We start from the raw sequence: 25,750 nt of genomic DNA, 5'->3' as shown, positions 1-25,750 counted from the left end.
GCCGCCAGTGGCCCGGCCGAGCCGGTTCCACGGCGGCTGCCCAGTGAAACCTGCCTGCACTCCGGAGTGCTCAATGCAACTTTCTCGTCGCCATTTGTTGTTCGCCGGTGCCTTGGCGCCCTCGATGCTGCGTGCGGCGCCCTCCGGCAATCCACCGCGCTGGGTCGTGGTGTTGCTACGCGGGGCGGTGGACGGCTTGTCGGTGTGCGCGCCCTATGCCGAGCCGGAGTACGGGGCCGAGCGCCCCAGCATCGCGCTGCCCCGTCCGGGCCTGGAGGGCGGTCTGATCGACCTCGATGGCCGCTTTGGTCTGCACCCGGCCCTGGCCGCCTTGCAGCCGCTGTGGGCGGCCGGGCAGTTGGGCTTTGTGCATGCCTGCGGCGCGCCGGGGGTGGGACGCAGCCACTTCGAAGCGCAGGACGAACTGGAGGCTGGCACCCCTGGCGTGAAGACCACGCCGGACGGCTGGATGGCGCGCTTGATCGGCCTGCGTGCCGGCGCCGAGCAGGTGCAGGCGGTCTACACCGGCGCCACGAGGCCCAAGCTCTTCAAGGGCAGTGGCGTGGGGGTGCAGGTGGCGGCGCTGCCGGGTTTGAGTGCGCGGCGCTCGCGCAGCCAGGCCCCGGCCCTGTCCGGTGCGCTGGAGCGCCTGTACGCGCAGGACCCTCGCTATGCCCAAGCCTGGAAGGACGGGCAGATGGGGCGCGATCAACTGGATCAGGCCCTGGCCGAGACGCCGTCGATGGACCCCAAGGCCGATGGCGGCGCGCCCCTGCCCGGCGGCTTCCCGGAGACCGCTCGACGGTTGGCGCGTGTGATGCGTGCCGACGCCGGCGTGCAATTCGCCTGCCTGGAGTTGGGCGGCTGGGATACCCATGCGCGCCAGGGTGCGGCCCAAGGGCAGCTGGCCGGTCGCCTGGCGCCGCTGGGCCAGGGCCTGGCTGTGCTGGCGCAGGATCTGGGCGCGCTGTGGCAGGACACGGTGGTCACCGTGATCAGCGAGTTTGGGCGCACCGTGGCCGAGAACGGCAACGGTGGCACCGACCACGGCCATGGCAATGTGCTGTGGCAGCTCGGCGGGCGGGTGGCGGGTGGCCGGGTGCTGGGCGACTGGCCGGGGCTGCAACGCAGCGCCCGACACGAGGGCCGCGACCTGGCCATCACCACCGACTACCGCGCGGTGCTTTCGGGCATTGCGGCCCAGCATCTGGGGCTGCGTGATGCAGCGCTGGCGTCTCTGTTCCCGCGCTTCTCGGGCGCGGCCCTGAACTTGCTGCGGGCCTGAATTCAGCCCATCGTCATTGGGTGATTGGCGGGGTTACTGGCAGGGCTGCTGCGGCGCCAGCGCGCTGCGTGCGGCTTGGCATAAGCGGAGCCAGAACGCTTCTACGAAGGCCGGGTGTTCCTTCAGCAAGGCTGGCCGAACCGGCGCGAAATAAAGCGCCCGGTGCAAGGGGGGCTCCAACACCACGAGCGCGGGCTCGCGCTCGCGTTCGGCTTTGGACACGGAGAACAAATTGGTCAGCACGGCATCGATCAAACCGCGACGCAGTTTGGTCAGGCTGGCTTCACGGTGGGGCGAACGTTCCAGCGTCCAGCCTTGTTGCTCCGCCAGCGTCTCTTCGATGGATCCTTGAATCACCCCAATCCGGGCCCCGCGGGGCAGCAGCTTTTGGCCGTCCCAACGCGGACGGGTCTGGGCCTCCTGGCGCACCAGCAGCACCACGGGGGCCTGGGCCAGAGCGAGGCGGGCGTTGAGGCTGCCGTCGCTGCGCAGCGGAAAGGCCAAGTGTTGCGCGCGTTCGGACGAGTGGCCGATGCCCACCACCAGGTCCAACTCGCCCAGCTCCAGATCGCGATGCAGCCGCCGCAGGGGCGCGCGCGAAAAGACCGGGCTGCATCCCATGCGCGCCAGCACCTGGCGTGTCAGCTCCACCGCCAGCCCGGGCGGATCGGCGAACTCAGCCCCGTTGCCCATCAAAAGGGGCGGGCTGTCCCAATTCAGAAAGGCCACACGCAAGGGTTGCGGGCAGGGCGGCATCGAGGTCTGAGCGACACAGGGCAGGCCGACGAGCCAGCTCATGCTCAGGACCAGCAGACTCTGACGCGCTGCGCGAACCATCTCAGCGCTGAATCTGCGCCTCGTAGCGCTGGATCCAATCTTGCGGTGTCCAACGCGACACCAAGTCGCCGATTAACTCGAACGGGATGTGCTCGGCCTTCTTGTAGCGCACGCAGCACTTGCCCATGTCCAGCTTGCGGCTGCTGACCCGGGCGTGCTCGGTCTGAAACCAGGCCAACAACTCACCGTCGCTGTACAGGCCCATGTGATAAAGCGTGATGGCTTGCTTCTGCGAGGCCAGCGAGATGAAGGGCAGGGGCAGCTTGGGGTTGCAGTGATAGCCGGCGGGATAGAGGCGGTGTGGCACCACATAGGCGGGCATGCCATAGGCCATGCATTCCTCAAATCCCGCTGGCAGCCGGGCACGCAGCAGTTCGCGCAGCTGACGCATGGGCGCTTGGCGCTCGGGCGGCAGCTCAATCAGGTACTGGTCGACGCTGACGGCCTGTGACTGCATGCTGCCTCCGCTTTACAGCGCGGCCACGCCGGCTGCGGCCACCTGGCCGTCTTGGCTGCTGAGTACGCCGGAGACGCCAATCGCGCCCACGTAGTGGCCCTCCGCCGTCACCAACGGCAGGCCGCCTTCGATGGGGGTGGCGCCCGGTAGGGCCAGCATCACCTGGCGGCCGCTGGCCACCGCGTCTTCCAGCGCCTTGGTGGGGCGCTTGAACAGGATGGCGGTCTTGGCCTTCTCCTGGGCCACCACGACCGAGGCCTTTTGCGTGCCGTCGGCGCGTTCCAGCAGCATCAGATGGCCGCCGTCGTCGACGATGGCGATCACCACTGTCCAGCCCTCGGCCACGGCTTTGGCCCGAGCGGCGGCACAAATGCGCTGGGCGTCGGCAAGGCTGAGTTGGGGCTGGCTGTGCATGGGGGTCTCCGATTCAAAAGCCCGGATTGTGCGGCGATGCCCGACACTGCCCACCCTATGACCGAATTGCCCCACCCGCCCGGCATCCGCCCCTTTGGCGACTACACGCTGATCATCGATGCGCGCACGCCCAAGGAGTTCGCCGAGGACCACATTCCCGGTGCGCTGAACCTGCCCATCGTCAGTCAGGAGGAATTCGCCGAGGTCGGTACGCTGCACAAGCACAACCCGCATCAGGCCTATCTGGTGGGGGCGCAGTACGCGCTGCGCAATGCGGCGCGCCACATCGGCGAAGTGATTGCGCAGTACGGCCCGCGTGAGCGCCTGCTGGTGTATTGCTTCCGCGGCGGCAAGCGCAGCCGCGCCTGGGCCGAGCCGCTGCGCAATATCGGCTACCCAGTGGATGTGCTGCCGGGCGGCTGGAAGGCCTATCGCGCCTGGGTGCGTGATTCCTTGGCCGTGCTGCCCACCCAGTTTCAGTGGAAGGTGCTGGCGGGCGTGACGGCCTGCGGCAAGACGCGGCTGCTGCAGGCACTGCGCGAGGCCGGTGAGCAGGTTGTGGACCTGGAAGGTCTGGCCCGCCATCGGGGCTCTCTGCTGGGCTCGCTGCCGGGCCAGCCGCAGCCCACTCAGAAGTGCTTTGATTCCGCCCTGCAGGCCGAATTGCGCAGCCTGGACCCCACACGCCCGGTGTGGGCTGAGAGCGAAAGCAAGAAGATCGGCAATGTGCAGTTGCCCGACTCGCTCTACCAGGCCTTGCGCTGTGCGCCGGCCTGGGATGTGAGTGCACCGATGCCCGTGCGGGTGCAGGTCTGCCGCGAGGACTATGCGCACTTCCGCCTACAGCCCCAGGCCTTGGTGGACAAGCTCCAGCCGCTCAAGCCCTTGGTCGGTGGCGAGACCCTGGCGCAGTGGCAAACCCTGGCCGAAGCGGGTGATGCCGACGCGCTGTTCCAAAGTGTCATGGAGCGTCATTACGATCCCTGCTACCGCCGCTCCCTGCCCAAGGACAGGCCACTCAAGGCCTTTGAGCTGGGCGGTGTCGATGCCGAAAGTCTGCAGCAGGCGGCGCAGCAATTGCGCCTGTTGCCCTGAGGAGGGCCCGATCGATGAGCTTGCGGGTGCGTGTCTGGATGGTAGCCCTGGGGCTGGGCTTGGGCCTTGGCCTTCTTCCCGGCGTGGCCCGGGCCGCAGTCGCCTGCCCGCAGCCTCTGGTCGTGAGCTTTCTGGATGGCGAATTCCCGCCTTTCTTGTACGGCAACGGCACCCAGTTCGCCACGCCCAAGCCCGGCTGGGCGGTGGAGTGGGTGCGCCAAACCTTGGCCGAGCTGGGCTGCGAGGCCAGCCTTACGCGCGGCCCCTTCCGACGCACCGCGCAGCAGATGGCGGTGGATGCGGTGCAGATCGCTGTGGGCTTTGCTCATCTGCCCGAGCGCGAGCTGACGATGCGATTCCCTCATCGCGCCGATGGCAGCCTGGACGATCGGCTGGCCCTCTTGACCACCGATGTGGTGCTCTTTGGACTGGTGGAGCCGCGCGGTGGTGCGGCGGGGCAAGTGGTGCGCAAAGTGGGCATCGTCACGGGCTCCATCGAAGAGTCGGTGGCGCGCGAGCGGCGGCTGCCGATGGAGGCGGCGCCCACCCATCGCGCCAACTTGGCGAAGCTGCGAGCGGGCCGCATCGACCTGGTGCTGGGTGTGCGCCAAGTGTTCAGTGCGTCAGAGCTGGTGGCAGAGCCCGCTGTGCAGGTTTTGGAGCCACCTTTACAGGTGGTGCGCTACTTTGCGCCCACCAGCCAGGCGCTGTACGAGCGCCATCCCGATTTTGTGAAGGCCTTCTGGCTGGGGATGTGCGAGCGCGCTCGCCGCCAGACCCAACGCCCGGCGGCCTGCCAGTGATCAGAGCCTGAACAGGGCGACCGAGGCGCTGACCTCGGCCACCTGGGCTTGCAGGGCCTGGGCCGAGGCCGCAATTTCTTCCACCATGGCCGCGTTTTGCTGGGTGATGCCGTCGATCTGGCCGATGGCCTGGCTGATCTGCCCGATGCCACTTTGCTGCTCGCTGGCGGTGGCGCGGATGCTGCCCAGCAACTGGCTGAGCTCGCGCACGGCGCCCAGGGCCTCCTCCATGCGTGCCCGTGCTTCGCTGGTGCGTTCGCTGCCCTGTTGCACGGTCTCGCTGGATGCCTGCACCAGGCTGCGGATCTCGCGCGCGGCCGTGGTGGTGCGCTGCGCCAGCGACCGCACTTCAGCGGCCACCACGGCAAAGCCGCGCCCAGCCTCGCCGGCGCGCGCCGCCTCCACCGCGGCATTCAGGGCCAGGATGTTCGTCTGGAACGCGACGCCCTCAACCACTTGGATGATGTCGCCGATGCGCCGCGAGGACTGCGCAATCTGATCCACCGAAGCCACCACCGCTTGCACGGCGGCATCGCTGCGCTCGGCAATCAGGGCGCTGGCATCGGCGCGCTGCGCGCCCTCGACGGCCGTCTCGGCCGTCTGCTGCACAGTCTGCTGAATCTGGGCCACCGAGGCCGCCGTCTCTTCCAAGCTGCCGGCCTGCGACTCGGTGCGCGCCGAGAGGTCCAGATTGCCGCGCGCAATCTCGGCCACCGCGTCGCGCACATGCTGCACGCCGTTGCGCGTGTCCATCACCACGGCGCGCACATTGGCGGACACCCGGCGCAGTGCCAACTGCAGGTGCAGGATGGGCCCCTGCCCGTCCACCGTGACCTTGAAGGACAGATCGCCGGCCGCCAGTCGGTTGGCATCGGCAATCACGCGCTGCAGGGGCTCGTACAACTGGCGGCGTGCCGCCCAGGCCGAAAGGCCCAATGCGCCCAGAGCGGCCAGCGCCGTCCACCCCGAGGCCAAGCCAAATTGCTGAGCCGCAGCCAGTGCGGGAAGCCAGGCCAGGGTCTGGATCAAGCCGGCACGCCCCAGCGGCCCCAGGCTGAGAGCGCGCTTGAGCCGTCCCCAGCCATCCAGGCGCTGCAGGTCTCCGGCGCGCAGGCCGAGGACCAAGCGTCCCTGGCCTTGTTCCACCAGCATCTGCCGATAGGCCGCCTCGGCCTCGGCCACCGACTCGCGGCTGGGCTGGGTGGCCACGGCCAGATAGCCGGTGGTGCGTTGGCCTTCCTGCACGGGAATGGCGTTCAGGCGCAGCCACACATGGTCGCCGTCCGGGCGGCGGTTCTTGACGATGCCGCTCCAGGGCTGACCGCTCTTGAGCGTGGACCAGAGGTCGGCAAAGGCCTGCTGCGGCATGCCCGGGTGGCGCAGCAGGCGGTGGGTCTGGCCGATCAAGTCCTCGGCCGCGAGGCCGCTCAAGTTCACAAAGGCGGCGTTGCAGTAGCGAATCCGACCCTCGGGGTCGGTCAGCGACACCCCGGTCAATCCGGCGGGGAAGGGAAATTCACGTCCGCTGGCGGACGACTGCTGCGACATGCGGGCCACTCCAAAAACACAACGGACGGCCTGCCATGCCCTGCATGCCAGCCGTCCGCCCTGGGGCCCAGCATAGCCAGCCGCGCGCTCCTTGCCCCTTGGGGCCAGCCCTCAGGCCTGTGCAGTTCTCACGCCGCGCTTTCAAAGGCCGCGCGCAGCCAAGCCATCAGCTCGGCGTCGATTTGATCGGCCGACTCGATGCGCGTGCTGGCCTGGCACATGCCACCGGGCGGCAGGTGTTTGAGCCTAGGGTGCTCGGCCAGGGTTTTGCAGTTCAGGCCGATCTCGATCTGCTTGGCCGTGGCCGGCCCCACCATCGCGAACTGTTTGCTGCGGCGCAGGCTCAGGTAGGCCTTCTTGGGGGCGATCTCGAAGTCGCCCAGGGTTTGGATCTGCGCCATCACGGCCTCGTGCAGCGGACGCAGGGCTGCTTTGTTGCCGCTGTAGATCGCGTCCAGCGGGTCTTCGCTCGCAACCACCGCCGCGGCCGGGGCAGCACCTTCCAGCCCGGCTGGCAGCGGCTTGCCCTGCAGCGTCACGACGGTGTTGGCATCGCCATATCCCAGTCCCAGCGTCTCCATCAACCAGCTGCGCTTCTCGCCATGTTTGGCCAGGCCGCTGCTTTCCAGCAGCGCATGCAGCTGGACCAGGGTCTTGCCGGTCTTGGCTTGGATGTTTCTGACTTGAGTCAGCAGCGCGGCTTGCGGATCAGCCATGGTCCTTCTCCTTCATCGGCCAGTGTTCGGTGCGGCAACGCTTGGGCAGCACGAACTCCATGCTGCCCATCAGCGCATACATGATCTTGGTGCCCAGGGGCAGGCCCTGGCCCTCGGCCAAGCGCTTGAGGTGCTTGAGGATGAAGTCGCCGCCGCTGGCCATGCTCTTGGCGGTGGGCGTGCCTTCGGGCAAGCCGACCACCCGCAGGGTCAGCTCGACGCCGCCGTCGGCGGTCTCTTTCAGCAGGTAATGCACCTCGCACAGCGGGTCGTCGTACTGCGTGAACCGGTGGGTGTGGGCGAAGTGGGTGTAAGGCTTGTGCACCAGCACATGGCCATCCACGATGACGTTCTTGCCGCTGCCGGTGCGCATCTGCAGCGGGGCGCCCTCGCCCAGCACAGTGCTGACCAGCCAAGCATTGAAGACCGCGCCCTGGGCTTCGTCGGTCTTGGTCAGTTCGCGCCACACGCGCTCGATGGGGGCCTGGATGTGGATGCGGAACAGGCGGTCGGGTGCGCTCATCGGCGGTTCTTTCTTGCGGTGGGTAGGGAATGAACTTCGGCCCCCTCGGCCAGGTACTTCAGGGCCGTTAGGCGGGCCGACCAATAGGCGCTGTATTCGGTGGTCCAGCGTTCGTGAATCAGCTGGATGGGCGCGGCGTTGAACCAGAGCTTGCGCTCGCGTCCCTCTTTGAGCGAGATCACCAGCTGCCCGCGCTCCAGCACCTGTAGATGCTTCATCACGCCGAAGCGGCTGAGCTCGCCCTCAAAGCACTCGCACAGGCGCTGCAGATTGCAGCCCGGCTCGCGCTGCAGCCAATCCAGCATGCGCCGACGCGGCTCGGAGGCGAGTGCGTGGAAGGTGGCGTCGAGTTCATCGGGCTTCATACGTGACTGAATGGTCACATATTGAGTCGATTCAAGCCTATGGGTGGGAACCCGAATTCGGGCCGTTCAGTGGCAGCTGGGAACGCTGCGATCGCCGCGCGCGACTTCGCACAGCGCGCGCCAGAAGCGCCGCACCCACTCGGGGTGGCGCTGCTGCAGGGCCGGGCTGACCGGCGCAAAGAAATAGACCGGCGCGAACATGGGCTGCAAGGCCACCAGGGCCGGGGGCTCCGCCAGCGATTGGGGGTTGAAACTCATGGTGGGCAGGACCGCCACATCCACCTGACCCCGGCGCAGCTTGGTGATGCTGCCGGCATGGCTGAGGGCCAGATCCAAGGTCCAACCTGCGGCACGCGCCAAGGGTTCTTCCACGCCACCGCCCACGATGCCTACCTTCATGCCCTCTGGGCTCAGACGCCGGCCGTCCCAAGCCACTTGATGGCGGCGGTCCTCGCGCACATAAAGGGCCAACTGCGATTCGCCCAGGGCCAGTCGGGTGTCGAGTTGTCCGTCCTCGCGCAAGGGAAAGGCCAGTTGCTGCGCGCGCTCCGGGGTGTGGGCCAGGAACAGGGTGATCTGATTGACGTCGACGGCGGTGTCCGAGATCAAGCGCCGCTGTGGCACGCGCACCAACTCGGCTGGGCAGTTCACCCGGGTGAGGGCCTCACGGGTCCAGCGCACGAACTCGCCGGGAGGATCGGGAAAGCGGGGCCCCTCGCCATGCAGCATGGGGGGCAGGGCCTTGTCCAGAAAGGCCACCCGCAGCGCAGTCGGGCAGGGCTGGGCGTGCAGGCCGGCCGCCAGGGTGACCCCGACCAACGCCCTCAACCAGAAACCTGCTTCGTACGCCATGGGCCCAAGCATAGGGGCGGGCCCAGCGTTCGAGCTCAGTCCTTGTGTTTGCCGTGGCCCTTGCCGTGGCCTTTGCCATGCTTGTCGTGACCATGATCGTCATGGTCATAGCGTTCGCCGCGCATCACGTTTTGCTGGTACCAGTCTTCCTGCACAAAGTAGACCGGCACGCCACAAGCGTTGTAGCTATGGCAGTGCTTGCTCCACTTCTTCTGGTGGCCGGGCGGGACGCGCATATAGACCGGCTCGTGACGCACACGCACGGGCTGGATGATCACGGGAGAACTCTGCATCAGCACCGGTTGTGGAAAACGGCCGATGTCGATGCGGCCGTAGACGCCGGGCTGTGAAACAGCGATCGAGACGCCGATGTCGGCGGCAGAGGCGGAGCCGCAGAGGGCGGCCAGCAGGAGGGAAGTGCGCAGACGCATGGCGGTAGGGGTGAGTTGGCCGGAAGTGCAGCCTAACGCGGCCCGCCAGCGCTGGGTTGGCAAAGGCCTTGTGACAGAAAGCAAAAAAGCCGGCAGGGCCGGCTTTGCAGCGTGATGCAGGGTTTAGAACCTATCCGCAATAGTCGGGGTCGGTGTGGCGGGCACTTCGGGCGCATAGCGGCGTTGCAAATCCTCGCAATGCCTCTGGGCATTGCTGCGGTGTTGCGCCTTGCCCTGCATCCCGCATTGCCACGCCAACCTCCGCCCTGCCATTCACGGATAGGTTCTTAGCTGCGACGCGGACCCGAGCCCGGGGTCGGGCGCGGGCCCTTGTTGTCCAGGTGACGGAAGGTGATGCGGCCCTTGCTCAGGTCATAGGGCGACACCTCCAGCGCGACGTTGTCGCCCGCCAGGATGCGGATGTGATGCTTGCGCATCTTGCCGCTGGTGTAAGCGACCAGCTTGTGGCCGTTGTCCAGGGTCACGCGGTAGCGCGAGTCCGGCAGGATTTCGTCCACCACGCCGCGCATTTCGATCAGTTCTTCTTTAGCCACAGACGAGCTCCGGTTCGAGAAAGCGAAACGCCCGGGCCTGCAAAGCAGGTCCGGGCGTGGAATCAGTTCAGGTCGATGAGGACCGACGGATTACAGCGGGCGGATGTTGGCAGCCTGCGGGCCTTTTTGGCCGGGAACCACGTCGAACTCAACGCGCTGGTTCTCTTGCAGGGTCTTGAAGCCCTTGCCGGTGATGGCGCTGAAGTGGGCGAACAGGTCCTGACCGCCGTTGTCCGGGGTGATGAAGCCGAAGCCCTTACCGTCGTTGAACCACTTAACGGTGCCGGTTTGCGAGGTGCTCATGGTGTTTTCCTTTGAAGCATGGGGTTTAAAAAATGCGAAATCCGACAACCGGACTCCGCGGCGCTGCACTGCCCCAAAACATCAAAAACCAAAAACCCGAGACCAACCTGGCGGCTGGCCGCGACCCGTGAACTCAAGGTCTAGAGCGGCAAAGCGACGCGCATTGTCATCGAAATGTGCGCCCGACCACAAACTATTTGCAAAAAAGGCGGTCGCAATCGAGCTTTCACTCGCCTTGCTGTTTGAGCAGGCGCTGCACCAGGCCAAAAAAGCGCTCGTAGAAGGCGCCGGCCGGAATGGTCTCGCTGGCCACCTTGACCAGGGAGTCCTCGGTCGAGCCCAGGGGCACCGAGATGGACCCCACCGCGCTCACACCGATGGACGCTGCGTTGGGGTTCTTCTTGAGGATGTATTTGTCCTGCTGTGCGCTGACGAACATCGTCGAAGTGCGCTCGCCCTCGGCCGCGCAGACGATGTGAAAGCTGATCTCCACATGCACCTCGCCCTCGGGCTGGAAGCGCTTGGCGCCCTGCACCAGGCGGGTCTCGGCGCGCGAAATCACATAGCCCTGGCTGAGCAGCGAGCGGCGCGCGCTCTCGCACACCTCTCCCACCGGGGCATCGAACAGGCGCGAGTGCTTCTCATCGACGGCAAAGGTCTCGCGGCTATAGACGGGCTCTTGCTTGCTGCCCCCCAAGTGCGGCAGCTTGGGCGTGGTGCAGGCTGCCAAGGTCAGCAGCAGCGCCAGGGCGGTCAGGCGCGGCGACAAATAGCGATCAGAGACGGGAGACATGCGGGCGATTGTCGGTGCCCGATGCATCCCCCTCTGGCGCCCGCGCCTTAGGGCTGCCAACCCCACCAGGCGTCGCGCAGGGCGTCGCAGTCAGCGCTTTGCAGCTCGGGCTGCTGTTGCAGCCAGGCCTGCACGGCGCCGCGTTGGGCCTCGTCCACCGAGCCCGCGCCGGCGCGGCTCATGAAGCCGCCACTCCACCAGCCGCCAAAGCTCAACCCTTGCGGGGCCACCACTTCGGCGATGAAGCGGGCCATCAGGGCTTCTTCGGCATCGGCGGAGGTGCCGTCCTTGAGCGTGGCGCTGAGCCAGAAGCCCAGTTCCTTGAACTCGCCGATATGCAGCTTCTTGCGCAGGCGGCGGCTGCGGCGCTTGGCGTTGCCCGGGGGGTGGAGGAAGAAGGTGCTCATGAAGATGAAGGAGGCAGGGGTGTAAAGCCGCATTGTCCCGCCCGGCGCTGCGATAGTCCGCCCATGCCCGACGTCCTCGATGCGACCCGCGCCCTGGTGATCGACGCCAACCACAACGCACGCATGCTGATCGTGGCGCATCTGCGCGAGCTGGGCGTGGGCGAGGTGCGCGCCGTCACCCGGCCTTCCGAGGCGCGCATGGCGCTGGAGGCCGGCCGCTACGACATCGTGGTCTGTGACAACGACTTTGGCGAGAGCCCCGACCTGGGCCAGCAGCTGCTGGACGAATTGCGCCGCGAGCATGTGCTGCCGCAGAGCACGGTCTTCATCATGGTCACCGCCGATGCCAGCTATGCCGCCGTGGCGGGCGCGGCCGAGGCGGCGCTCGATGTTTACCTGCTCAAGCCCTACACCCTGGCCGCCTTCTCCGAGCGCCTGTTCGAGGCCCGGCACCGCAAGCGCGTGCTCAAGCCCATCTTTGACGCCATGGCGGAGCAGGCCTTCGAGCAGGCGGCTGCGCAGTGCCTGCAGCGCTTCGAGCGCCGCGAGGACTGCTGGCTGCACGCCGCGCGCATCGGTGCCGAGTTGCTGCTGCGGCTGAAGCGCAATACCGAGGCGCGGGCGCTCTACCAGGCCATCATCGAGGCCCGCACCGTGCCCTGGGCCAAGCTGGGCATGGCGCGCGCCGAGTACGCCAGCGGCCAGCTGCAAAGCGCACGCAAGACCCTGGAAACCTTGGTGGGCGAGCTGCCCGACTTTGCCGATGGCTGGGACATGCTGGGGCGCGTGCACATGGACGAGGGTCGTCTCGATCTGGCCCTGCAGACCTACCAGCAGGCCCTGCGCCTGACTCCGGCCTGCCTGCTGCGCGCCCAGCGCGCTGGCACCCTGGCCTTCTATGCCGGCAAGCGGGCCGAGGCGCAGCGCCTGCTGGAGGGCGCGCAGTCCCAGGGCCTGCGCTCGCGCCTGTTCGACTACTTCAGCCTGGTGCTGCTGGCCCTGATCCATCACGACGAGGGGGACAGCAAGGCCTTGCGTCAGCTGCTCGATGGCTTTGAGCAGCTGCTGTTGCAACACCCGGGCTCCGCGCGCCTGACCCGCCAGCGCTTGCTGGTGCAGGCCTTGCTGGCCTTGTCGGACGGCCGGCGCACCGAAGCCCAGAGTCTGGGCGAGCAGTTGGCGCGCGCGCTGGATCAACCCGATGCCGATCTGGAGGTCGGCTGTTTGCTCATCTCGCTGGGCCTGCGCCTGCAGCGTGCCGGTTTGCGCTGGCCCGGCCTGGAGGCCTTGCTGCAGGCCCTGGCGCTGCGCTACTGCGTCAACAAGGCCAGCACCGAGGTGCTGGTGGCCATGGGCGAAGGGGCGGCCGAGCTGCATGCGCCGGTGCGTGCCGCGCATGAACGCATTGCGGAGCTGGCCGAGCAGGCCATGACGCTTTCGCTCAAGGGCAAGCCCGAGCGCGCCGTGCAATTGCTGGCCGAGCAGGGCGAGCGGACCCGCAATGCCAAGCTGATCGACATGGCCATGTCGGTGCTGCGTCGGCACGCGGCGCGCATCGGCCAGCGAGCGGCCCTGGAAGAGTTCGTCAGCGACCTGCAGGCGTGCTGGGTGCTGCCCATCAGCGGCAGCTTGGCCAAGGCCAAGGCCGGCCAGCCCCTGGCCACGCCGCGTGGCCCGGCGATTGAGAACACCCTGACCTGATCGACTGCATCCCTCAGCGCTCCGACTGGCCGGGTTCGTCCGAGGCCGGCGAGACCAGGGCGGCTTCCACAATGGCCGCCGCATCTTGCGCAAGGAGTTGCCCGTGGCCCGTACGCCGTTTTTCCATCGTGTCCAGGGTTGGATGGCCCAGGCTTTGCAAGATCAGGCCGATGCGCCCCTTGTGCCCCGTGCGCACAGTGGGCGGCGGCGGGTGCTGCAGGGCGCGGCGGGTGCGGCCTTGACGGCGGCCCTGCCGCTGCAGGCGGCACCGGGTGGCCAGGGGGCGGCGGTGGCCGTGGTGGGGGCGGGCTTTGCCGGCTTGCAGGCCGCCAGCGCCTTGGCGCGCAAAGGGCTGCGCCCCACGGTGTTCGAGGCCGCCGGCCGCGTGGGTGGGCGGGTGCACAGCCTGCGTGGCTTCTTCCCCGGCCAGGTGGCGGAACTGGGGGCCGAGCTGATCGACACCACGCACACCACGGCGCGCGGGCTGGCCAATGCCTTTGGGCTGACGCTGGAGAGCTATGCCGCCAACAAGCTGCTGGGCGAGGAAACCTACTTCTTCCAGGGCCGCCATTGGACGGAAGACCAAGTGGTGGCGCAGTTCCGCGCCTTTGTGCCTGCCTTGAAGGACGACCTGAGCCGCCTGAGCAACGGGCCCACCGCCCTGGCGCACAACGCCTACGACCGCCAGCTGGACTTCACGCCTTTGTCCGACTATCTGGTGCAGCGCGGTGCCGGGCCCTTGCTGCGCGAGGTGCTGGACATGGCCTACACGATCGAGTTCGGCCGCCCGATTGCGCAGCAAAGTGCGCTCAGCCTGCTGTTCTTCATCGCCACCAACCGGCGCAGCCGCTTCACGCCCTTTGGCGTGTTCAGCGATGAACGCTTTCACATCGTTGAGGGTAATGACGCCCTGGCCACCGGCCTGGCGGCCAGCCTGCCCGAGCCGGTGCGCCTGCGGCATCGCCTGCGCCGCGTGGCACGCATGGCCGATGGACGTTTGCGCCTGAGCTTTGACACTGACGGCGGCGCACTGGAGACCCTGCACGACGCCGTGGTGCTCAGCCTGCCGGCGCCGGCCATGCGCCAGATCGAGTTCGGCGCCAGCCTGAACCTGCCGGCCAGCAAGCGCTTCGCCATCGAGCAGTTCGACTACGGCACCAACAGCAAGATGATGATCGGCTTTCGCGGCCGACCCTGGTACGAGCGCTGCAACAGCAATGGCGCCAGCTACAGCGATCTGGCCCACCACCAAAGCACCTGGGAGGCCAACCCCTCGCGCAGCCTGCCCGGCCAGCGCGGTCTGTTGACCGACTTCTCCGGCGGCGCGCGTGGCGCGGCCCTGGACCCCGGGCGCACCCAGCAGGAGGCCGAAGCCTTCCTGGCCGATCTGGACCGCGTCTGGCCCGGCAGCGCCGGGCTGGCCCTGCGCGAAGGCCGCAGCGTCAAGGCGGTGCTGCGCAACTGGTCGCTGGACCCGCTGTTTGGTGGCGCCTACTCCAACAACAGGCCGGGCTACTTCACCACGCTGGAAGGCCTGTATGCGCCGCCGGTCGGCAATCTGTTCTTTGCCGGCGAGCACACCGATTCCTTCTACGAGTACCAGGGCTTCATGGAAGGCGCCCTGCGGTCCGGCCTGCGCGCGGCCGACGAGGTGTTGCGCAGCCTCTGAGCCGCGCTCGCCCTTCAGGGCGCCGCCGGGCTCGGGTCGCGTTTCAGGCGCGCGAGGTCAAAGCCCATGCCGCGCAGCTCGTTCTCGATGGTCTGCCACTGTGTGGCATCCAGCTGCGGGCTGCGGGCCAGCACCCACAGGTATTGCTGCGTGGGCTCGCTCACCAGCGCCCATTGCTGCTCGGGGCCCAGGCGCAGCAGGTCGTAGCGGCCCCAGCCCACCGGCAGCCAGCGCAATGCAGCGGGCAGGAAGCTGACTTCCAGTGCGGCCGGCGCCAGCACGCCGCCGGCGCGCAGCTCCACCCCGCTGCGCGGCCGGGCGATGCCTTCGGTCTCGTCCCAGCCGTCCTGCGTGCGGCAGCGGTTCAGCACCCGCACCCGGCCATCCGCCAGCAGGGTGTAAGTGGCCGTGGTGCTGTCCAGGCACTGAGCCTGGAAGCGGTTGGGGTAGAGCGCCACCTGGTGCCAGCGGCCCATATAGCTGGGCAGATCCAGCGTGGGCAGCGGTGTGGGTGCGGCCTGGGTGGGCAGCAGCGCAGCCAGCAGCAGGGCGCAGAAGACGGGGCGATGAATGCGATTCATGGCCACAGCCTAAGTGCCGGCGGGTGGCCCGCCGGCTTGTGGGGGCTTGTTCAGCGCCCGCGCCGCTGCCACAGCGGGCGCTTGCCCTTGAGCTGGCGCTCGATGCCGTCGTTGAGCCGGCTGCGCAGGTCCACCACCGCCTCCACATGGCCGTAGACGCCGGGGAATCGCAGGTCCAGCCACAGCCATAGCGTGCACTGGCGCAGCGCCTGCTCCATGCGGTCCAGGCGCGAGTGCTGATCCACATCGTCCACAAACTCGGGTGCGCCGGCGCGGCCCGTGTGGGCGTGGCGCGCGGCCCAGCCCTGGAACTGCTCCAACAGCTGGGGCAGGCGCGAATCCACCGGCGCCTGCGCGTAGCGGAAGCGCTCCTGCAGGCTCAAGGCGCCCGCATTGCGGTCCAGCATCTCGGCCAGGGCCAGCATCTGCTCCAGCTCGGCCACCGCGAAGTGGGCGTCGTCCAGGCGCAGCTGCTGCATGAAGATGCTGAGCACCGCGTAGAGCTTGTTCACGCCCATGCGCTCGGCGATGGTGCTCACATGGGTCCAGTTCGGCGCCACCGGGGCCTTGAAGTCGCGCGGCGCGCGCGGCTCCTTGGGGAGCAGCTCACGCAGGATCTTGAAGGCGCTGGCCTCGCTCTCCTTGAGCACGCTCACAAAGCCTTCGTCGTGCAGGCCGTAGCGCCCGGCGCGGCCAGCGATCTGGTGCACCTCGCTCACGCTGAGCTTGCGGTCGCCCACGCCGTCGAACTTCTCCAGCGTGGAGAACAGCACGCGGCGGATCGGCAGGTTCAGCCCCATGCCAATCGCATCGGTGGCCACCAGCACATCGCTGGCGCCCACCGCAAAGCGCTCGGCCTCGCGCCGCCGCACCTCAGGCGGCAGCGCACCGTAGATCACGCTCACGCGGTGGCCATCCTGCGCAATCTGGTCGCGCAGCATCAGCACATCGCGGCGGCTGAAGGCCACCACCGCGTCGCCGGCCTGCAGATGCGTCATCGGCACCGGAGCCGGCATCAGCTGCACCTGCTGCTTGCGCTCGAACACGCGGCGCTGCGCGCGCTCGCCGCACAGGGCCAGCAGGCGCTCGATGGCCGGTGCGGCGTAGCTTGACGCAATGATGATCAGCTCGCGCGCCGGCACGCCGCAGATGGCCTGTGTCCAGGCCCAGCCGCGCGATTCGTCGAACAGCATCTGCGCCTCGTCGATCACCGCCACGTCCACGATGTCGCGCGTGTTGGCCATCTCGATGGTGCTGCTGATCACCCGCGCGTTCTCGGCCGGCACGCTCTCTTCGCCGGTCAGCAAGGAGCAAGGCACTTGGCGGCCCACCAGGCGGTCGCGGCCTTCCAGCGCCAGCAAGCGCAAGGGCGCCAAGTACGCCCCATGCTCTGCTTGGGCCAACTTCTCAAACGCCGCATAGGTCTTGCCGCTATTGGGCGGGCCCAGGTAGAGCGTGACCTGCCGGCCCAGGCGGCGCGCGGTCTCAAAGCTGTCCGGGTAGCCGCGAAAGGCCAGCTCGCGGCCCAGGCTGGCCAGCCGGTCTTGCTCATTGACCGACTGTTCCCAACGGTCTTGTGCCTTCGTCAAGGCCGCCTTCAGGGCCTCGAAGGGCATGGGCACGCTGCATTCGGCCTGCAGGCGCGCCAGCAAGCCTCCCATCAGACTGGGGTGCCCCATGGCCTCGCTGCGCGCCACCAGATGGTTCAGGTGCAGGGTCAGCTCGGCCGGGTGCGAATAGGGCGGCATCTGGCCCAGCGCACGGCGCAGCGCGGGCAGCTCGCCATCGCGCACAAAGGCCCAGATCGGGGCCTCATCCACCGGCACGCGGTGGGCCAGGTCGATGCGCCAGCCCTCATGCGCCAGCGTCAGGGGCTGCAGGCACAGGCGCGTGAACAGCAGGCCCTCGCGCTGCAGGCCCAAGGACTCCAGCTGCTGCATGCGCGCCAGCAGCTGCGCGCGCAGGCTGTTGGACATCGGCGTGGAATCCAGCTGCGCCAGCGCCACGGGGATGTGCGCCGGCAAGATCCAGCGGCTGGGCCGGCCGCCGGCAGCGGCCTTGGCAATCTGGATGGCCCCGACGCGCTCCAGCGTCTCGTCGCCAGCGTCGTCAAAGTCGGCCGGCGTCAGCACCTGGGGCAGCGCGTGCGCGGCCTGGCGGATGCGCTGCCAGTCCTCGGGCTTCAGCCCAGCGGGCAGGCGGGCCGCATGGCGCGGCTGGGGCAGCGGAAAGGCGGGAGCGGGGGGGCGGTTGGTTTTGTCGGTTTTCTGATTCACGCCCGAAGTGGAACAGACTCGGCGCGCTCCGCCCAACGCTTCACGATGGCATGCAGCGCATCCAGCCCATCCGTCAGCGCCGCCGGGCCCGGCTGCAGGATCAAGGGGCTCTTCACCTCGTGCAGTTCGCCGTCGCGCACGGCGGGCACATCCGCCCAACCCGGCCGCGCGGCCACCTGCTCGGGGCGGAACTTCTTGCCGCACCAGGAGCCGATGATGAGGTCCGGCGCCTGCGCCAGGATCTCGGCACGGTCCGCCACGATGCGGTCCCGCCCCAGGCTGGCCCGCGCACGCTCGGGAAAGATGTCGTCGCCCCCGGCAATGCCCACCAGCTCGCTCACCCAGCGGATCGCGCTGATGCTGGGCTCGTCCCATTCCTCGAAGTAGACCTTGGGCCGGCGCGGCAAGAGCGCGGCCGCCACCCGCACGGCCTCCACCCGCGCCTCCAGCTCGGCCGCATAGGCCTCGGCCTTGGCCGCCGCGCCCACCATCGCCCCCAGGCGCCGCACATAGCCCAGGATGCCCGCCACCGTGCGGTGGTTGCTGATCCACACCTCCACCCCGGCCAGGATCAGCGCGCGGGCGATGTCCGCCTGCATGTCTGAAAAGCCGATCGCCAGATCGGGCTTGAGCTCCAGGATCTTGTCGATCTTGGCGCTGGTGAAGGCCGACACGCGCGGCTTTTCCTGCCGCGCAAGCAAAGGCCGCACCGTGTAGCCCGAGATGCCCACGATGCGGTGCTCCTCGCCCAGCGCGTAGAGCACTTCGGTGGGTTCTTCGGTGAGGCAGACGATGCGGGTGGGGTAGATCGAGTGCATGGACTCTGACGCGATTCAAAGGCCCACATTACACAGGCAGTCGCTGCAATTGGCTCTGAAGGGCGAGAACAAGGCCCGCATCTTGCGGGAAGCCGCTCGGCACTGAATTGATGCCAGCTAGCTCGTCTGGTGAGCCAGTGAGCCTGCAAGCTCCCCGCAGAGTTCAACCCAACAGCCAGAGTCGAAGGAGCCCCTGTGAGTCAGACGCTGAACACCCAGAAGTCGAGCAAGTACGACGATCTATGCACCTATGTCCGGGAAAAGTCCAAGGCGCGCGGCGCCTTCGTCATGGTCATGGACGGGGAAAAGGGGCATGGATTTGCGGTTCAAGCATCCTCTGAAGATTTGGAACGCCTGCCCGGCATGTTGCGGAATTTGGCCGCTCAGGTTGAATCCAGGATCCGGACCGAACTCAGGACATTGAACTAAGTGGGGGGCGACGTGAAGCCCATCAGATCGCAGCTAGACGCTAATTTGCCATCGGCCGTGCTGGAGGCACTCGCCCCCTACTTCCGCCGCTACGCATCTGACTGTCCGGTTTTCACCCTTTCCCCTGATCACCATGGCGGCTTCCTTTGGGTCAGGCATACCTCAGAACGTGAGCTCGGGATGGGCCGACTGTGTGCGAGCTATACGCCTGAACGTGTCCCATATTGCACTGCTCCCGTTCCCACAGCTGCTCGGGGCTCATCTCGCCCAGGCTCTTGCAGTGCTGGTGGACCAGGCTGCTTTCGGTTTGCTCTAACAGCTAAGCCATGGCGGTGCGGAGGCAGGCGACCTTGGCTTGCTAGTCTTCTTCGCCTTTGCCCTTGTGAGGGCCGCACCGTCCAAACAGCGTGGAAGCCTGATCAATCAGCCGCTTGGGTGCCCCGGCAATTGGGGAAGCCTGTGCATCCCCAAAACGAGCGACCGATTTGTTCGCCCCGTTTGGCGGTGCGCAGCACCATCGGCTTTGCGCACTTGGGACATGCAGGGGCCGCAGGTGGATTCGAGGAGTGCGCCGGTGGGTGCGCGCTGACCAAGGGAGCTGGCACAGCACTTGTCCGCAACATGTCGTGGAGCGCCTGCCCGGTCTGAAGCCGAATGTTTCGCCCCTCTGCAAAGCGCAGGGCTTCATCGGTAAAGCGACCGGCCGAGACCACGATGCCGCTGGCTGCACCTTGTGCTGCCATGACGCCATAGAGCTGGCGAACGACGTCGACGCCAACACGCTGTGCGCGCCACTGTTTGCACTGAACGAGGTGAAGCTCGCCGTCGCGTCGAAGTTCCAGATCGACGCCGCCATCGGGGCCGCCTCGTCCGGTCTCTTTGACTGCAAACCCTTGGAGCCTATAGGACTCTCCCACGAGGCGTTCGAATTCTCGCCAGGTGAGCGAGTTCAGGGCTTGGGTGGCGTTGTCGGTCTGGATGGCCGCCTCGACCAACTGGCTTGCTTGACGCTGCCGCACAAATGACACCAGTGCGGCAATGAGGCAGAGCGCAGGGAATAGGTACTGCCCAATACTGGCCAATGTGTGCCACAGCACGCCAACCACCATGGCGCCCATTTGGCCAGGTACCGCCTGGGTTCCGATAGGCCGTGCAGCGACGGCATGAAGTACCAGGTAGGTGACAAGAGCAAGCAGGACGCCCGCCCACCAGGGCAGGCGGCTGACGCCATCAAGGATGACGTCTGCCAGTCCTGGGTTCCGATTCTTCCGTGCCATGTGACGCCTCCCTTGGCGTGTATCGAAGCGGGCCTGTTGAGTTCGGCCCTTGCTTCGACTGGCGCTGTTTACGCGTCGATATTCGCCGCCCTCAACGCATTCGCCTCGATGAAGTTCCGCCGCGGCTCCACCTCATCGCCCATCAGCATGGTGAACACGCGGTCGGCTTCGATGGCGTCTTCGATCTGCACCTTGAGCAGGCGGCGCACGGTGGGGTCCATGGTGGTTTCCCACAGCTGCTCGGGGTTCATTTCGCCCAGGCCTTTGTAGCGCTGGCGGCCCACGCTGCCTTCGGCTTGGCTCATCAGCCAGGCCATGGCGGCGCGGAAGTCCTCGACCTTGCTTTCCTTGGCCTTCTCGCCCTCGCCCTTGCGCACGATGGCGCCGGCCTGGATCAGGCCCTGGAAGCTCAGGCCCGCGTCGGCCAGGGCTTCGTAGTCGGCGCCGTGCACGAAGTCGGCATGGATCACGCTGGCGCGCACATTGCCGTGGTGCATGCGGGCGATCTTGAGGAAGAACTTGTCGGTGCGCGGGTCGGTCTCGGCGCTCACCTCGGCGTCGTGCAGCAGGCCCTTGAGGGCGGCGGCGCTGGCCTCGGCGGCGTCCTTGCTGTCCAAGTTGATGGCCAGGCCACCGGCCAGCACGTGCAGGGCCTCGCCGTCCATCCAGTTGGAAAGGCGCTCGATCACGCTCTGGGCGGTCACGTATTTGCGCGCCAGCGCGTCCAGGGCCTCGCCCTTCAGGGTGGTGCCGGTGCCGGTGTCCAGCGAAGCGTCTTGCAGGGCCACCTTCAGCAGGAAGGCGTCGAGCTCGTGGCCGTCCTTCAGGTATTGCTCGTGCTTGCCTTGCTTGACCTTGTAGAGCGGCGGCTGGGCGATGTAGATGTGGCCGCGCTCCACCAGCTCGGGCATCTGGCGGTAGAAGAAGGTGAGCAGCAGGGTGCGGATGTGGGCGCCGTCGACGTCCGCGTCGGTCATGACGATGATGCGGTGGTAGCGCAGCTTGTCGGGGTTGAAGTCATCGTTGCCGCCGGTGCGGCCGATGCCGGTGCCCAGGGCCGTGATCAGGGTGATGATTTCGTTGGAGCTGAGCAGCTTTTCGTAGCGCGCTTTCTCCACGTTCAGGATCTTGCCGCGCAGCGGCAGGATGGCCTGGAACTTGCGGTCGCGGCCCTGCTTGGCACTCCCCCCGGCGGAGTCGCCCTCCACGATGTAGATCTCGCAAAGCTCGGGGTTCTTTTCCTGGCAGTCGGCCAACTTGCCGGGCAGGCCGAAGCCGTCCAGCACGCCCTTGCGGCGCGTCATCTCGCGCGCCTTGCGGGCGGCGTCGCGGGCGCGGGCGGCTTCGATGATCTTGCCGCAGACGATCTTGGCGTCGGTGGGGTTCTCCAGCAGCCAGTCGTTCAGCAGGCGGCCGACGATGTCTTCCACCGGGGCGCGCACTTCGCTGGAAACGAGCTTGTCCTTGGTCTGGCTGCTGAACTTGGGCTCGGGCACCTTCACGCTGACCACGCAGGCCAGGCCTTCGCGCATGTCGTCGCCGCTGACTTCGACCTTGGCCTTCTTGGCCAGTTCGTTGTCCTCGATGTACTTGTTGATGATGCGGGTCATCGCGGCGCGCAAGCCCGTCAAGTGGGTGCCGCCGTCGCGCTGCGGGATGTTGTTGGTGAAGCAGAGGACCGACTCGTTGTAGCCGTCGTTCCACTGCATGGCCACTTCCACACCGATATTGGTCTGCTGCTCGCTGACCTTCTCGCCGATGGCGTGGAAGATGTTGGGGTGCAGGGTCTTCTTGCCCTGGTTGATGAACTCGACGAAGCCCTTGACGCCGCCGGCATAGGCGAAGAGGTCTTCCTTCTGGTGGCGCTCATCGACGAGGCGGATCTTGACGCCGTTGTTCAGGAACGAGAGCTCGCGCAGGCGCTTGGCCAGGATGTCGTAGTGGAACTCGTTGTTCTGCTGAAAGATCTCGGTGTCGGGCAGGAAGTGGACCTCGGTGCCGCGCTTGTCGGTCTCGCCCACAACCCGCATGGGGCTGGTCTCGAAGCCGTCCACCACCTCGATCAGGCGGTCTTGCGGCACGCCCTGCTTGAACTCGATCTGGTGCGTCTTGCCGTCGCGGCGCACGGTCAGGCGCAGCCACTTGGAGAGGCCGTTCACGCAGCTCACGCCCACGCCGTGCAGGCCGCCCGAAACCTTGTAGCTGTTCTGGTTGAACTTGCCGCCGGCGTGCAGCTCGGTCAGCGCGATCTCGGCGGCCGAGCGCTTGGGCTCGTGCTTGTCGTCCATCTTCACGCCGGTGGGGATGCCGCGGCCGTTGTCGATGACGGAGATGGAGTTGTCGCTGTGGATGGTGACGGTGATGTCGTCGCAATGGCCGGCCAGGGCTTCGTCGATGGAGTTGTCCACCACTTCAAAGACGAGGTGGTGCAGGCCGGTGCCGTCGCTGGTGTCGCCGATGTACATGCCCGGGCGCTTGCGCACCGCCTCCAGGCCTTCCAGGATCTGGATGCTGTCGGCGCCGTAGCCCGGCTGCGGGCCGGTGGAGGCCGGCGGCGGGGTCGGGGTGGCGTTTTGCTCGGGGGTGGTCGGGTCGCTCATGGGGACAACTTTCAGGGAACTCTTGAAGCACCAAAGCGGGCCAGGGCCCGCTTTGCATTCGGCACGCTGGCCTTAGATTCGCATCGGCATCACGACGTACTTAAAGTCTTGACGCTCAGGAACAGTGAAGAGCGCGGAACTCGCGCTGTCGTGCAGATCCAGCCCCACCATCTCCTGCGGCATATTGGCCAGCACTTCGGTCAGGTACTGCACATTGAAGCCGGTCTCGATGGGGTCGCCGGCGTAGTCGATCTCGATCTCTTCCTTGGCCTCTTCCTGCTCGGCATTGCTGGCAGCGATGGTCAGCAGGTTGTCAGCGAAGGAAAGGCGCACGGCCTTGAACTTGTCGCTGGTCAGGATGGCGGCGCGCTGCAGGGCGCTCAGCAGGGGCTGGCGGCCCAGCACCAGGTGGTGGCGGTGGCCCTTGGGGATGACGCGGTTGTAGTCGGGGAACTTGCCCTCGACCAGCTTGGTCACGAACTCCATGCCGCTGAAGCTGAAGCGCGCCTGGTTGCCCGAGAAGCGCATTTCGATGCCGGCGTTCTCGTCTTTGCCGCTGTCTTTGAGCAGGCGCTGCAGTTCCAGCACGGTCTTGCGCGGCAGGATGACTTCCTGCTTGGGCATTTCCACTTCCAGCGTGGCCTGGGCCATGGCCAGGCGGTGGCCGTCGGTGGCCACCAGGGTCAGCGTGTGCCCTTCGGCCACGAAGAGGATGCCGTTCAGATAGAAGCGGATGTCGTGCACCGCCATCGCGAAGTGCACCTGGTTGATCAGGGCCTTGAGCGTGGCTTGGGGCACGGCAAAGGCGGGGCCGAAGTCGGGGGCTTCCTGCACCAGGGGGAAGTCCTCGGCTGGCAGGGTTTGCAGCGTGAAGCGGCTCTTGCCCGCTTGCAGCGTGAGCTTGCTCTGGTTGCTGGTGAGGCTGCAGATCTGGTCGCTGGGCAGGCTCTTCAGGATGTCGATGAGCTTGCGCGCGCCCACGGTGGTGGCGAAGGGGCCGGCGTCGCCCGCGAAGGGGGCGCGGGTGCGCACCTGGATTTCCAGGTCGGAGGAGATGAACTCGACCTCATCGCCTTCGCGCTTCATCAGCACATTGGCCAGGATGGGCAGGGTGTGGCGGCGCTCCACGATGCCCGACACCGCGGTCAGTGCGGCGAGCAATTGGTCCTGGGGGCCTTTCAGCACGATCATCGGGGCATCTCCTGGCGGTCGGTTCTCTAGAGCGGCGGCGATTGTCACTCAGGGGAGGGGGTGCTTTGCCCAGGGCTTTCCGCCTGCGGTCCTGCAACCAGCTCCCCAGCCACCGGCCGCAGGACGGCCGGTGTCCTTCGGTGGGCGTCGGCGGGTCCTCAGGACCCGCCTCGGTCCCACCTCAGCCCTTCAGCGTCTGCTCCAGCACGTGCAGCTGCTGGTTCAGTTCGGTGTCCTTCTGGCGCTCGCCACCGATCTTGCGCACCGCGTGCAGCACGGTGGTGTGGTCGCGGCCGCCAAAGAGGTCGCCGATCTCAGGCAGGCTCTTCTGCGTCAATTCCTTGGCCAGGTACATCGCAATCTGGCGCGGGCGGGCGATCGAGGCCGGGCGCTTTTTGCTGTACATGTCGGCGACCTTGATCTTGTAGAAGTCGGCCACCGTCTTCTGGATGTTTTCCACACCGATCTGGCGGTTCTGGATCGAGAGCAGATCCTTGAGCGCCTCGCGGGCCAGCTGGATGTTGATGTCCTTGCCGCTGAAGCGCGAATAGGCCAGCACCTTGCGCAGTGCGCCTTCGAGTTCGCGCACATTGGCGCGCACGTTTTTGGCCACGAAGAAGGCGACGTCCTCGGGCATGGAGGCGCCTTCTTGCTCGGACTTGCGCATCAGGATGGCGACGCGCATTTCCAGCTCGGGCGGCTCGATGGCCACGGTGAGGCCGGAGTCAAAGCGCGAGGTCAGGCGCTCGTCGATGTCCACCAGACCCTTCGGATAGGTATCCGAGGTCATGATGATGTGGGCTCTTCGTGAGAGCAGGGCCTCGAAGGCGTTGAAGAACTCTTCCTGCGTGCGCTCTTTGCCGGCGAAGAACTGTACGTCGTCGATCAGCAGCAGATCCAGCGAGTGGTACTTGGCCTTGAGCTCGTCAAAGGTCTTGCGCTGGTAGTTCTTCACCACGTCGGTGATGAACTGCTCGGCGTGCAGGTAGAGCACGCGGGCGTCGGGCTTGTCTTTGATGAGCTGGTTGCCCACCGCGTTCATCAAATGGGTTTTGCCCAGGCCCACGCCGCCATAAATGAAGAGCGGGTTGTACATGGCGCCGGGGGCGCCGGCCACGTGCAGGGCGGCGGTGCGGGCCATCTGGTTGGCGCGGCCGGGCACCAGGGTGTCGAAGGTGAGTGCCGGGTTCAGGCGGTTGCTGGCGGCCACGGCGGTGCCGCCGCTCCAGGTGCCGGTGCTGGGCGCCGCCGGGGCTTGGGCCGGGTTGGCGACAGGCTGGTTGGGCGCGCTGGCTGGATTGCTTGGGCTGGGGCTGCCGACCTGACCGGCCAGTGCGGCGCGGGACATCAGGGCCTGGCGCGGCGCGGCGGCCTGCACCGACAGTTCCAGGCGGACGGGCTCGCCGGCCAGTTCGCTCAAGATCGATTCAATGCGGCCGGCGTACTGGGCCCGGATCCAATCCAGCTTGAAACGATTGGGTACACCCAGCCGGGCGCGCAGCGCGCCGTCGTCCCCAGCGCTCAGTTCGGCGGCGTCCAGCGGGCGGATCCAGGTGTTGAACTGCTGCTCGGGCATTTCGGCCGCCAGCCGCTCACAACCCTGCTGCCACAGCGAGGGTGCGGCAGGGGCAGGCATGCCGGCGGCGGCATCCTGGGAAAACCCGTTCAGGGCATCAGCGGGCATTGTGGACAAGTCTCTTTTGAAGGGGGCGGATTCTATGCAACCGGGCCGTCCTGGCAAGGCTTATCCACAGCCTGGGTGTCTAGTGGTATCTCCCTTCCTTCCAAGGGATGAGGCCCTCGGTCTTGACGGGGGCTTGAAAAC

The 25,750-nt window shown here is 67.0% G+C and carries 26 protein-coding genes; 6 read left to right on the top strand and 20 right to left on the bottom strand.

The features are described from left to right. Positions 1-73 precede the first annotated feature (73 nt). Positions 74-1,285, top strand: a complete 1,212-nt coding sequence (locus tag FF090_RS00130; protein ID WP_138854795.1) for a DUF1501 domain-containing protein — start codon at positions 74-76, stop codon at positions 1,283-1,285. Positions 1,286-1,318: 33 nt separating this feature from the next. On the opposite strand, the gene FF090_RS00125 is transcribed toward FF090_RS00130, so the two are convergent. From FF090_RS00125 to FF090_RS00115, 3 genes are read right to left on the bottom strand one after another with little or no spacing between them, the layout of a single operon-like run. After that, positions 1,319-2,083 carry a substrate-binding periplasmic protein gene (locus FF090_RS00125; protein ID WP_175423440.1) on the bottom strand — a complete coding sequence of 255 codons (765 nt, stop codon included), beginning with the start codon at positions 2,081-2,083 and terminating at the stop codon, positions 1,319-1,321. Positions 2,084-2,123: 40 nt separating this feature from the next. Beyond that, entirely contained in the window at positions 2,124-2,579 is a 456-nt protein-coding gene (locus tag FF090_RS00120) for a DUF1801 domain-containing protein (RefSeq protein WP_138854793.1), read from the bottom strand. Between the two features lie 12 nt (positions 2,580-2,591). Then, complete coding sequence (locus FF090_RS00115) at positions 2,592-2,993, bottom strand: GlcG/HbpS family heme-binding protein (protein WP_138854792.1); 402 nt, start codon at positions 2,991-2,993, stop codon at positions 2,592-2,594. A gap of 57 nt (positions 2,994-3,050) precedes the next feature. Here FF090_RS00115 and mnmH point away from each other — a divergent pair, with 57 nt between their 5' ends. Continuing rightward, positions 3,051-4,088, top strand: coding sequence for a tRNA 2-selenouridine(34) synthase MnmH (gene mnmH, locus FF090_RS00110; protein WP_175423439.1), 1,038 nt, complete (start codon positions 3,051-3,053; stop codon positions 4,086-4,088). A 14-nt stretch (positions 4,089-4,102) separates the two neighbouring features. Then, the gene (locus FF090_RS00105; RefSeq protein ID WP_138854790.1) at positions 4,103-4,891 is read left to right on the top strand and encodes a transporter substrate-binding domain-containing protein; all 789 of its coding nucleotides are present in this window, start codon (positions 4,103-4,105) and stop codon (positions 4,889-4,891) included. Here the strand turns inward: FF090_RS00105 and FF090_RS00100 are convergent, their stop codons facing one another. The 10 genes from FF090_RS00100 to FF090_RS00055 form a co-directional block, all read right to left on the bottom strand. Then, positions 4,892-6,439, bottom strand: a complete 1,548-nt coding sequence (locus tag FF090_RS00100) for a methyl-accepting chemotaxis protein (protein WP_138854789.1) — start codon at positions 6,437-6,439, stop codon at positions 4,892-4,894. Positions 6,440-6,567: 128 nt separating this feature from the next. Beyond that, a complete protein-coding gene (locus FF090_RS00095; protein WP_138854788.1) occupies positions 6,568-7,155 on the bottom strand; it encodes a DUF5655 domain-containing protein in 588 nt (195 codons plus the stop codon). Next, positions 7,148-7,678, bottom strand: coding sequence for an SRPBCC domain-containing protein (locus FF090_RS00090; RefSeq protein ID WP_138854787.1), 531 nt, complete (start codon positions 7,676-7,678; stop codon positions 7,148-7,150). The genes FF090_RS00095 and FF090_RS00090 overlap by 8 nt, the downstream gene beginning before the upstream one ends. Beyond that, positions 7,675-8,043, bottom strand: coding sequence for an ArsR/SmtB family transcription factor (locus FF090_RS00085; RefSeq protein ID WP_138854786.1), 369 nt, complete (start codon positions 8,041-8,043; stop codon positions 7,675-7,677). The genes FF090_RS00090 and FF090_RS00085 overlap by 4 nt, the downstream gene beginning before the upstream one ends. A 66-nt stretch (positions 8,044-8,109) precedes the next feature. After that, positions 8,110-8,895 (bottom strand): substrate-binding periplasmic protein, encoded by a 786-nt coding sequence (locus tag FF090_RS00080; RefSeq protein ID WP_138854785.1) that lies wholly within the window; start codon positions 8,893-8,895, stop codon positions 8,110-8,112. 35 nt (positions 8,896-8,930) lie between these two features. Next, entirely contained in the window at positions 8,931-9,326 is a 396-nt protein-coding gene (locus FF090_RS00075; RefSeq protein WP_138854784.1) for a hypothetical protein, read from the bottom strand. A 287-nt stretch (positions 9,327-9,613) separates the two neighbouring features. Then, complete coding sequence (gene infA / locus FF090_RS00070; RefSeq protein WP_138854783.1) at positions 9,614-9,880, bottom strand: translation initiation factor IF-1; 267 nt, start codon at positions 9,878-9,880, stop codon at positions 9,614-9,616. A 90-nt stretch (positions 9,881-9,970) separates the two neighbouring features. Then, positions 9,971-10,183: a transcription antiterminator/RNA stability regulator CspE gene (gene cspE / locus FF090_RS00065; RefSeq protein ID WP_138854782.1), complete on the bottom strand. Its 213-nt coding sequence runs from the start codon at positions 10,181-10,183 to the stop codon at positions 9,971-9,973. A 226-nt stretch (positions 10,184-10,409) separates the two neighbouring features. After that, on the bottom strand, positions 10,410-10,976 hold the full coding sequence (locus tag FF090_RS00060; RefSeq protein ID WP_138854781.1) for a DUF2242 domain-containing protein: 567 nt from the start codon (positions 10,974-10,976) through the stop codon (positions 10,410-10,412). A 47-nt stretch (positions 10,977-11,023) separates the two neighbouring features. Beyond that, positions 11,024-11,383 (bottom strand): 50S ribosome-binding protein YggL, encoded by a 360-nt coding sequence (locus tag FF090_RS00055; RefSeq protein ID WP_138854780.1) that lies wholly within the window; start codon positions 11,381-11,383, stop codon positions 11,024-11,026. A gap of 63 nt (positions 11,384-11,446) precedes the next feature. On the opposite strand from FF090_RS00055, the gene FF090_RS00050 reads away from it, so the two are divergent. Together FF090_RS00050 and FF090_RS00045 are read left to right on the top strand one after the other, a co-directional pair. Next, positions 11,447-13,084 carry a response regulator gene (locus tag FF090_RS00050; protein ID WP_175423438.1) on the top strand — a complete coding sequence of 546 codons (1,638 nt, stop codon included), beginning with the start codon at positions 11,447-11,449 and terminating at the stop codon, positions 13,082-13,084. Between the two features lie 103 nt (positions 13,085-13,187). Continuing rightward, positions 13,188-14,753: a flavin monoamine oxidase family protein gene (locus tag FF090_RS00045; protein ID WP_138854778.1), complete on the top strand. Its 1,566-nt coding sequence runs from the start codon at positions 13,188-13,190 to the stop codon at positions 14,751-14,753. A 14-nt stretch (positions 14,754-14,767) separates the two neighbouring features. On the opposite strand, the gene FF090_RS00040 is transcribed toward FF090_RS00045, so the two are convergent. From FF090_RS00040 to FF090_RS00030, 3 genes are read right to left on the bottom strand one after another with little or no spacing between them, the layout of a single operon-like run. Further along, positions 14,768-15,334 (bottom strand): lipocalin family protein, encoded by a 567-nt coding sequence (locus FF090_RS00040; protein WP_138854777.1) that lies wholly within the window; start codon positions 15,332-15,334, stop codon positions 14,768-14,770. 50 nt (positions 15,335-15,384) lie between these two features. Further along, a complete protein-coding gene (locus FF090_RS00035; RefSeq protein ID WP_138854776.1) occupies positions 15,385-17,610 on the bottom strand; it encodes a helicase-related protein in 2,226 nt (741 codons plus the stop codon). Continuing rightward, positions 17,607-18,428, bottom strand: a complete 822-nt coding sequence (locus tag FF090_RS00030; RefSeq protein ID WP_138854775.1) for an ABC transporter substrate-binding protein — start codon at positions 18,426-18,428, stop codon at positions 17,607-17,609. Before FF090_RS00030 ends, FF090_RS00035 begins: the two co-directional genes overlap by 4 nt. 195 nt (positions 18,429-18,623) lie before the next feature. On the opposite strand from FF090_RS00030, the gene FF090_RS00025 reads away from it, so the two are divergent. Next, positions 18,624-18,857 carry a hypothetical protein gene (locus tag FF090_RS00025; protein WP_138854774.1) on the top strand — a complete coding sequence of 78 codons (234 nt, stop codon included), beginning with the start codon at positions 18,624-18,626 and terminating at the stop codon, positions 18,855-18,857. Between the two features lie 419 nt (positions 18,858-19,276). Here the strand turns inward: FF090_RS00025 and FF090_RS00020 are convergent, their stop codons facing one another. The 4 genes from FF090_RS00020 to dnaA form a co-directional block, all read right to left on the bottom strand. Then, a complete protein-coding gene (locus FF090_RS00020) occupies positions 19,277-20,134 on the bottom strand; it encodes a restriction endonuclease (RefSeq protein ID WP_138854773.1) in 858 nt (285 codons plus the stop codon). A gap of 68 nt (positions 20,135-20,202) precedes the next feature. Continuing rightward, entirely contained in the window at positions 20,203-22,734 is a 2,532-nt protein-coding gene (gene gyrB / locus FF090_RS00015; protein WP_138854772.1) for a DNA topoisomerase (ATP-hydrolyzing) subunit B, read from the bottom strand. Between the two features lie 72 nt (positions 22,735-22,806). Further along, a complete protein-coding gene (dnaN, locus tag FF090_RS00010; protein WP_138854771.1) occupies positions 22,807-23,925 on the bottom strand; it encodes a DNA polymerase III subunit beta in 1,119 nt (372 codons plus the stop codon). A 181-nt stretch (positions 23,926-24,106) separates the two neighbouring features. Continuing rightward, the gene (gene dnaA, locus FF090_RS00005) at positions 24,107-25,561 is read right to left on the bottom strand and encodes a chromosomal replication initiator protein DnaA (protein WP_138854770.1); all 1,455 of its coding nucleotides are present in this window, start codon (positions 25,559-25,561) and stop codon (positions 24,107-24,109) included. Positions 25,562-25,750 lie beyond the last annotated feature (189 nt).

Origin of the sequence: Inhella inkyongensis, assembly GCF_005952805.1 — a bacterium.
GTDB lineage: Bacteria > Pseudomonadota > Gammaproteobacteria > Burkholderiales > Burkholderiaceae_C > Inhella > Inhella inkyongensis.
Note: the sequence above shows the minus strand (reverse complement) of the source record. Positions and strands in the feature narration are given on the sequence as shown.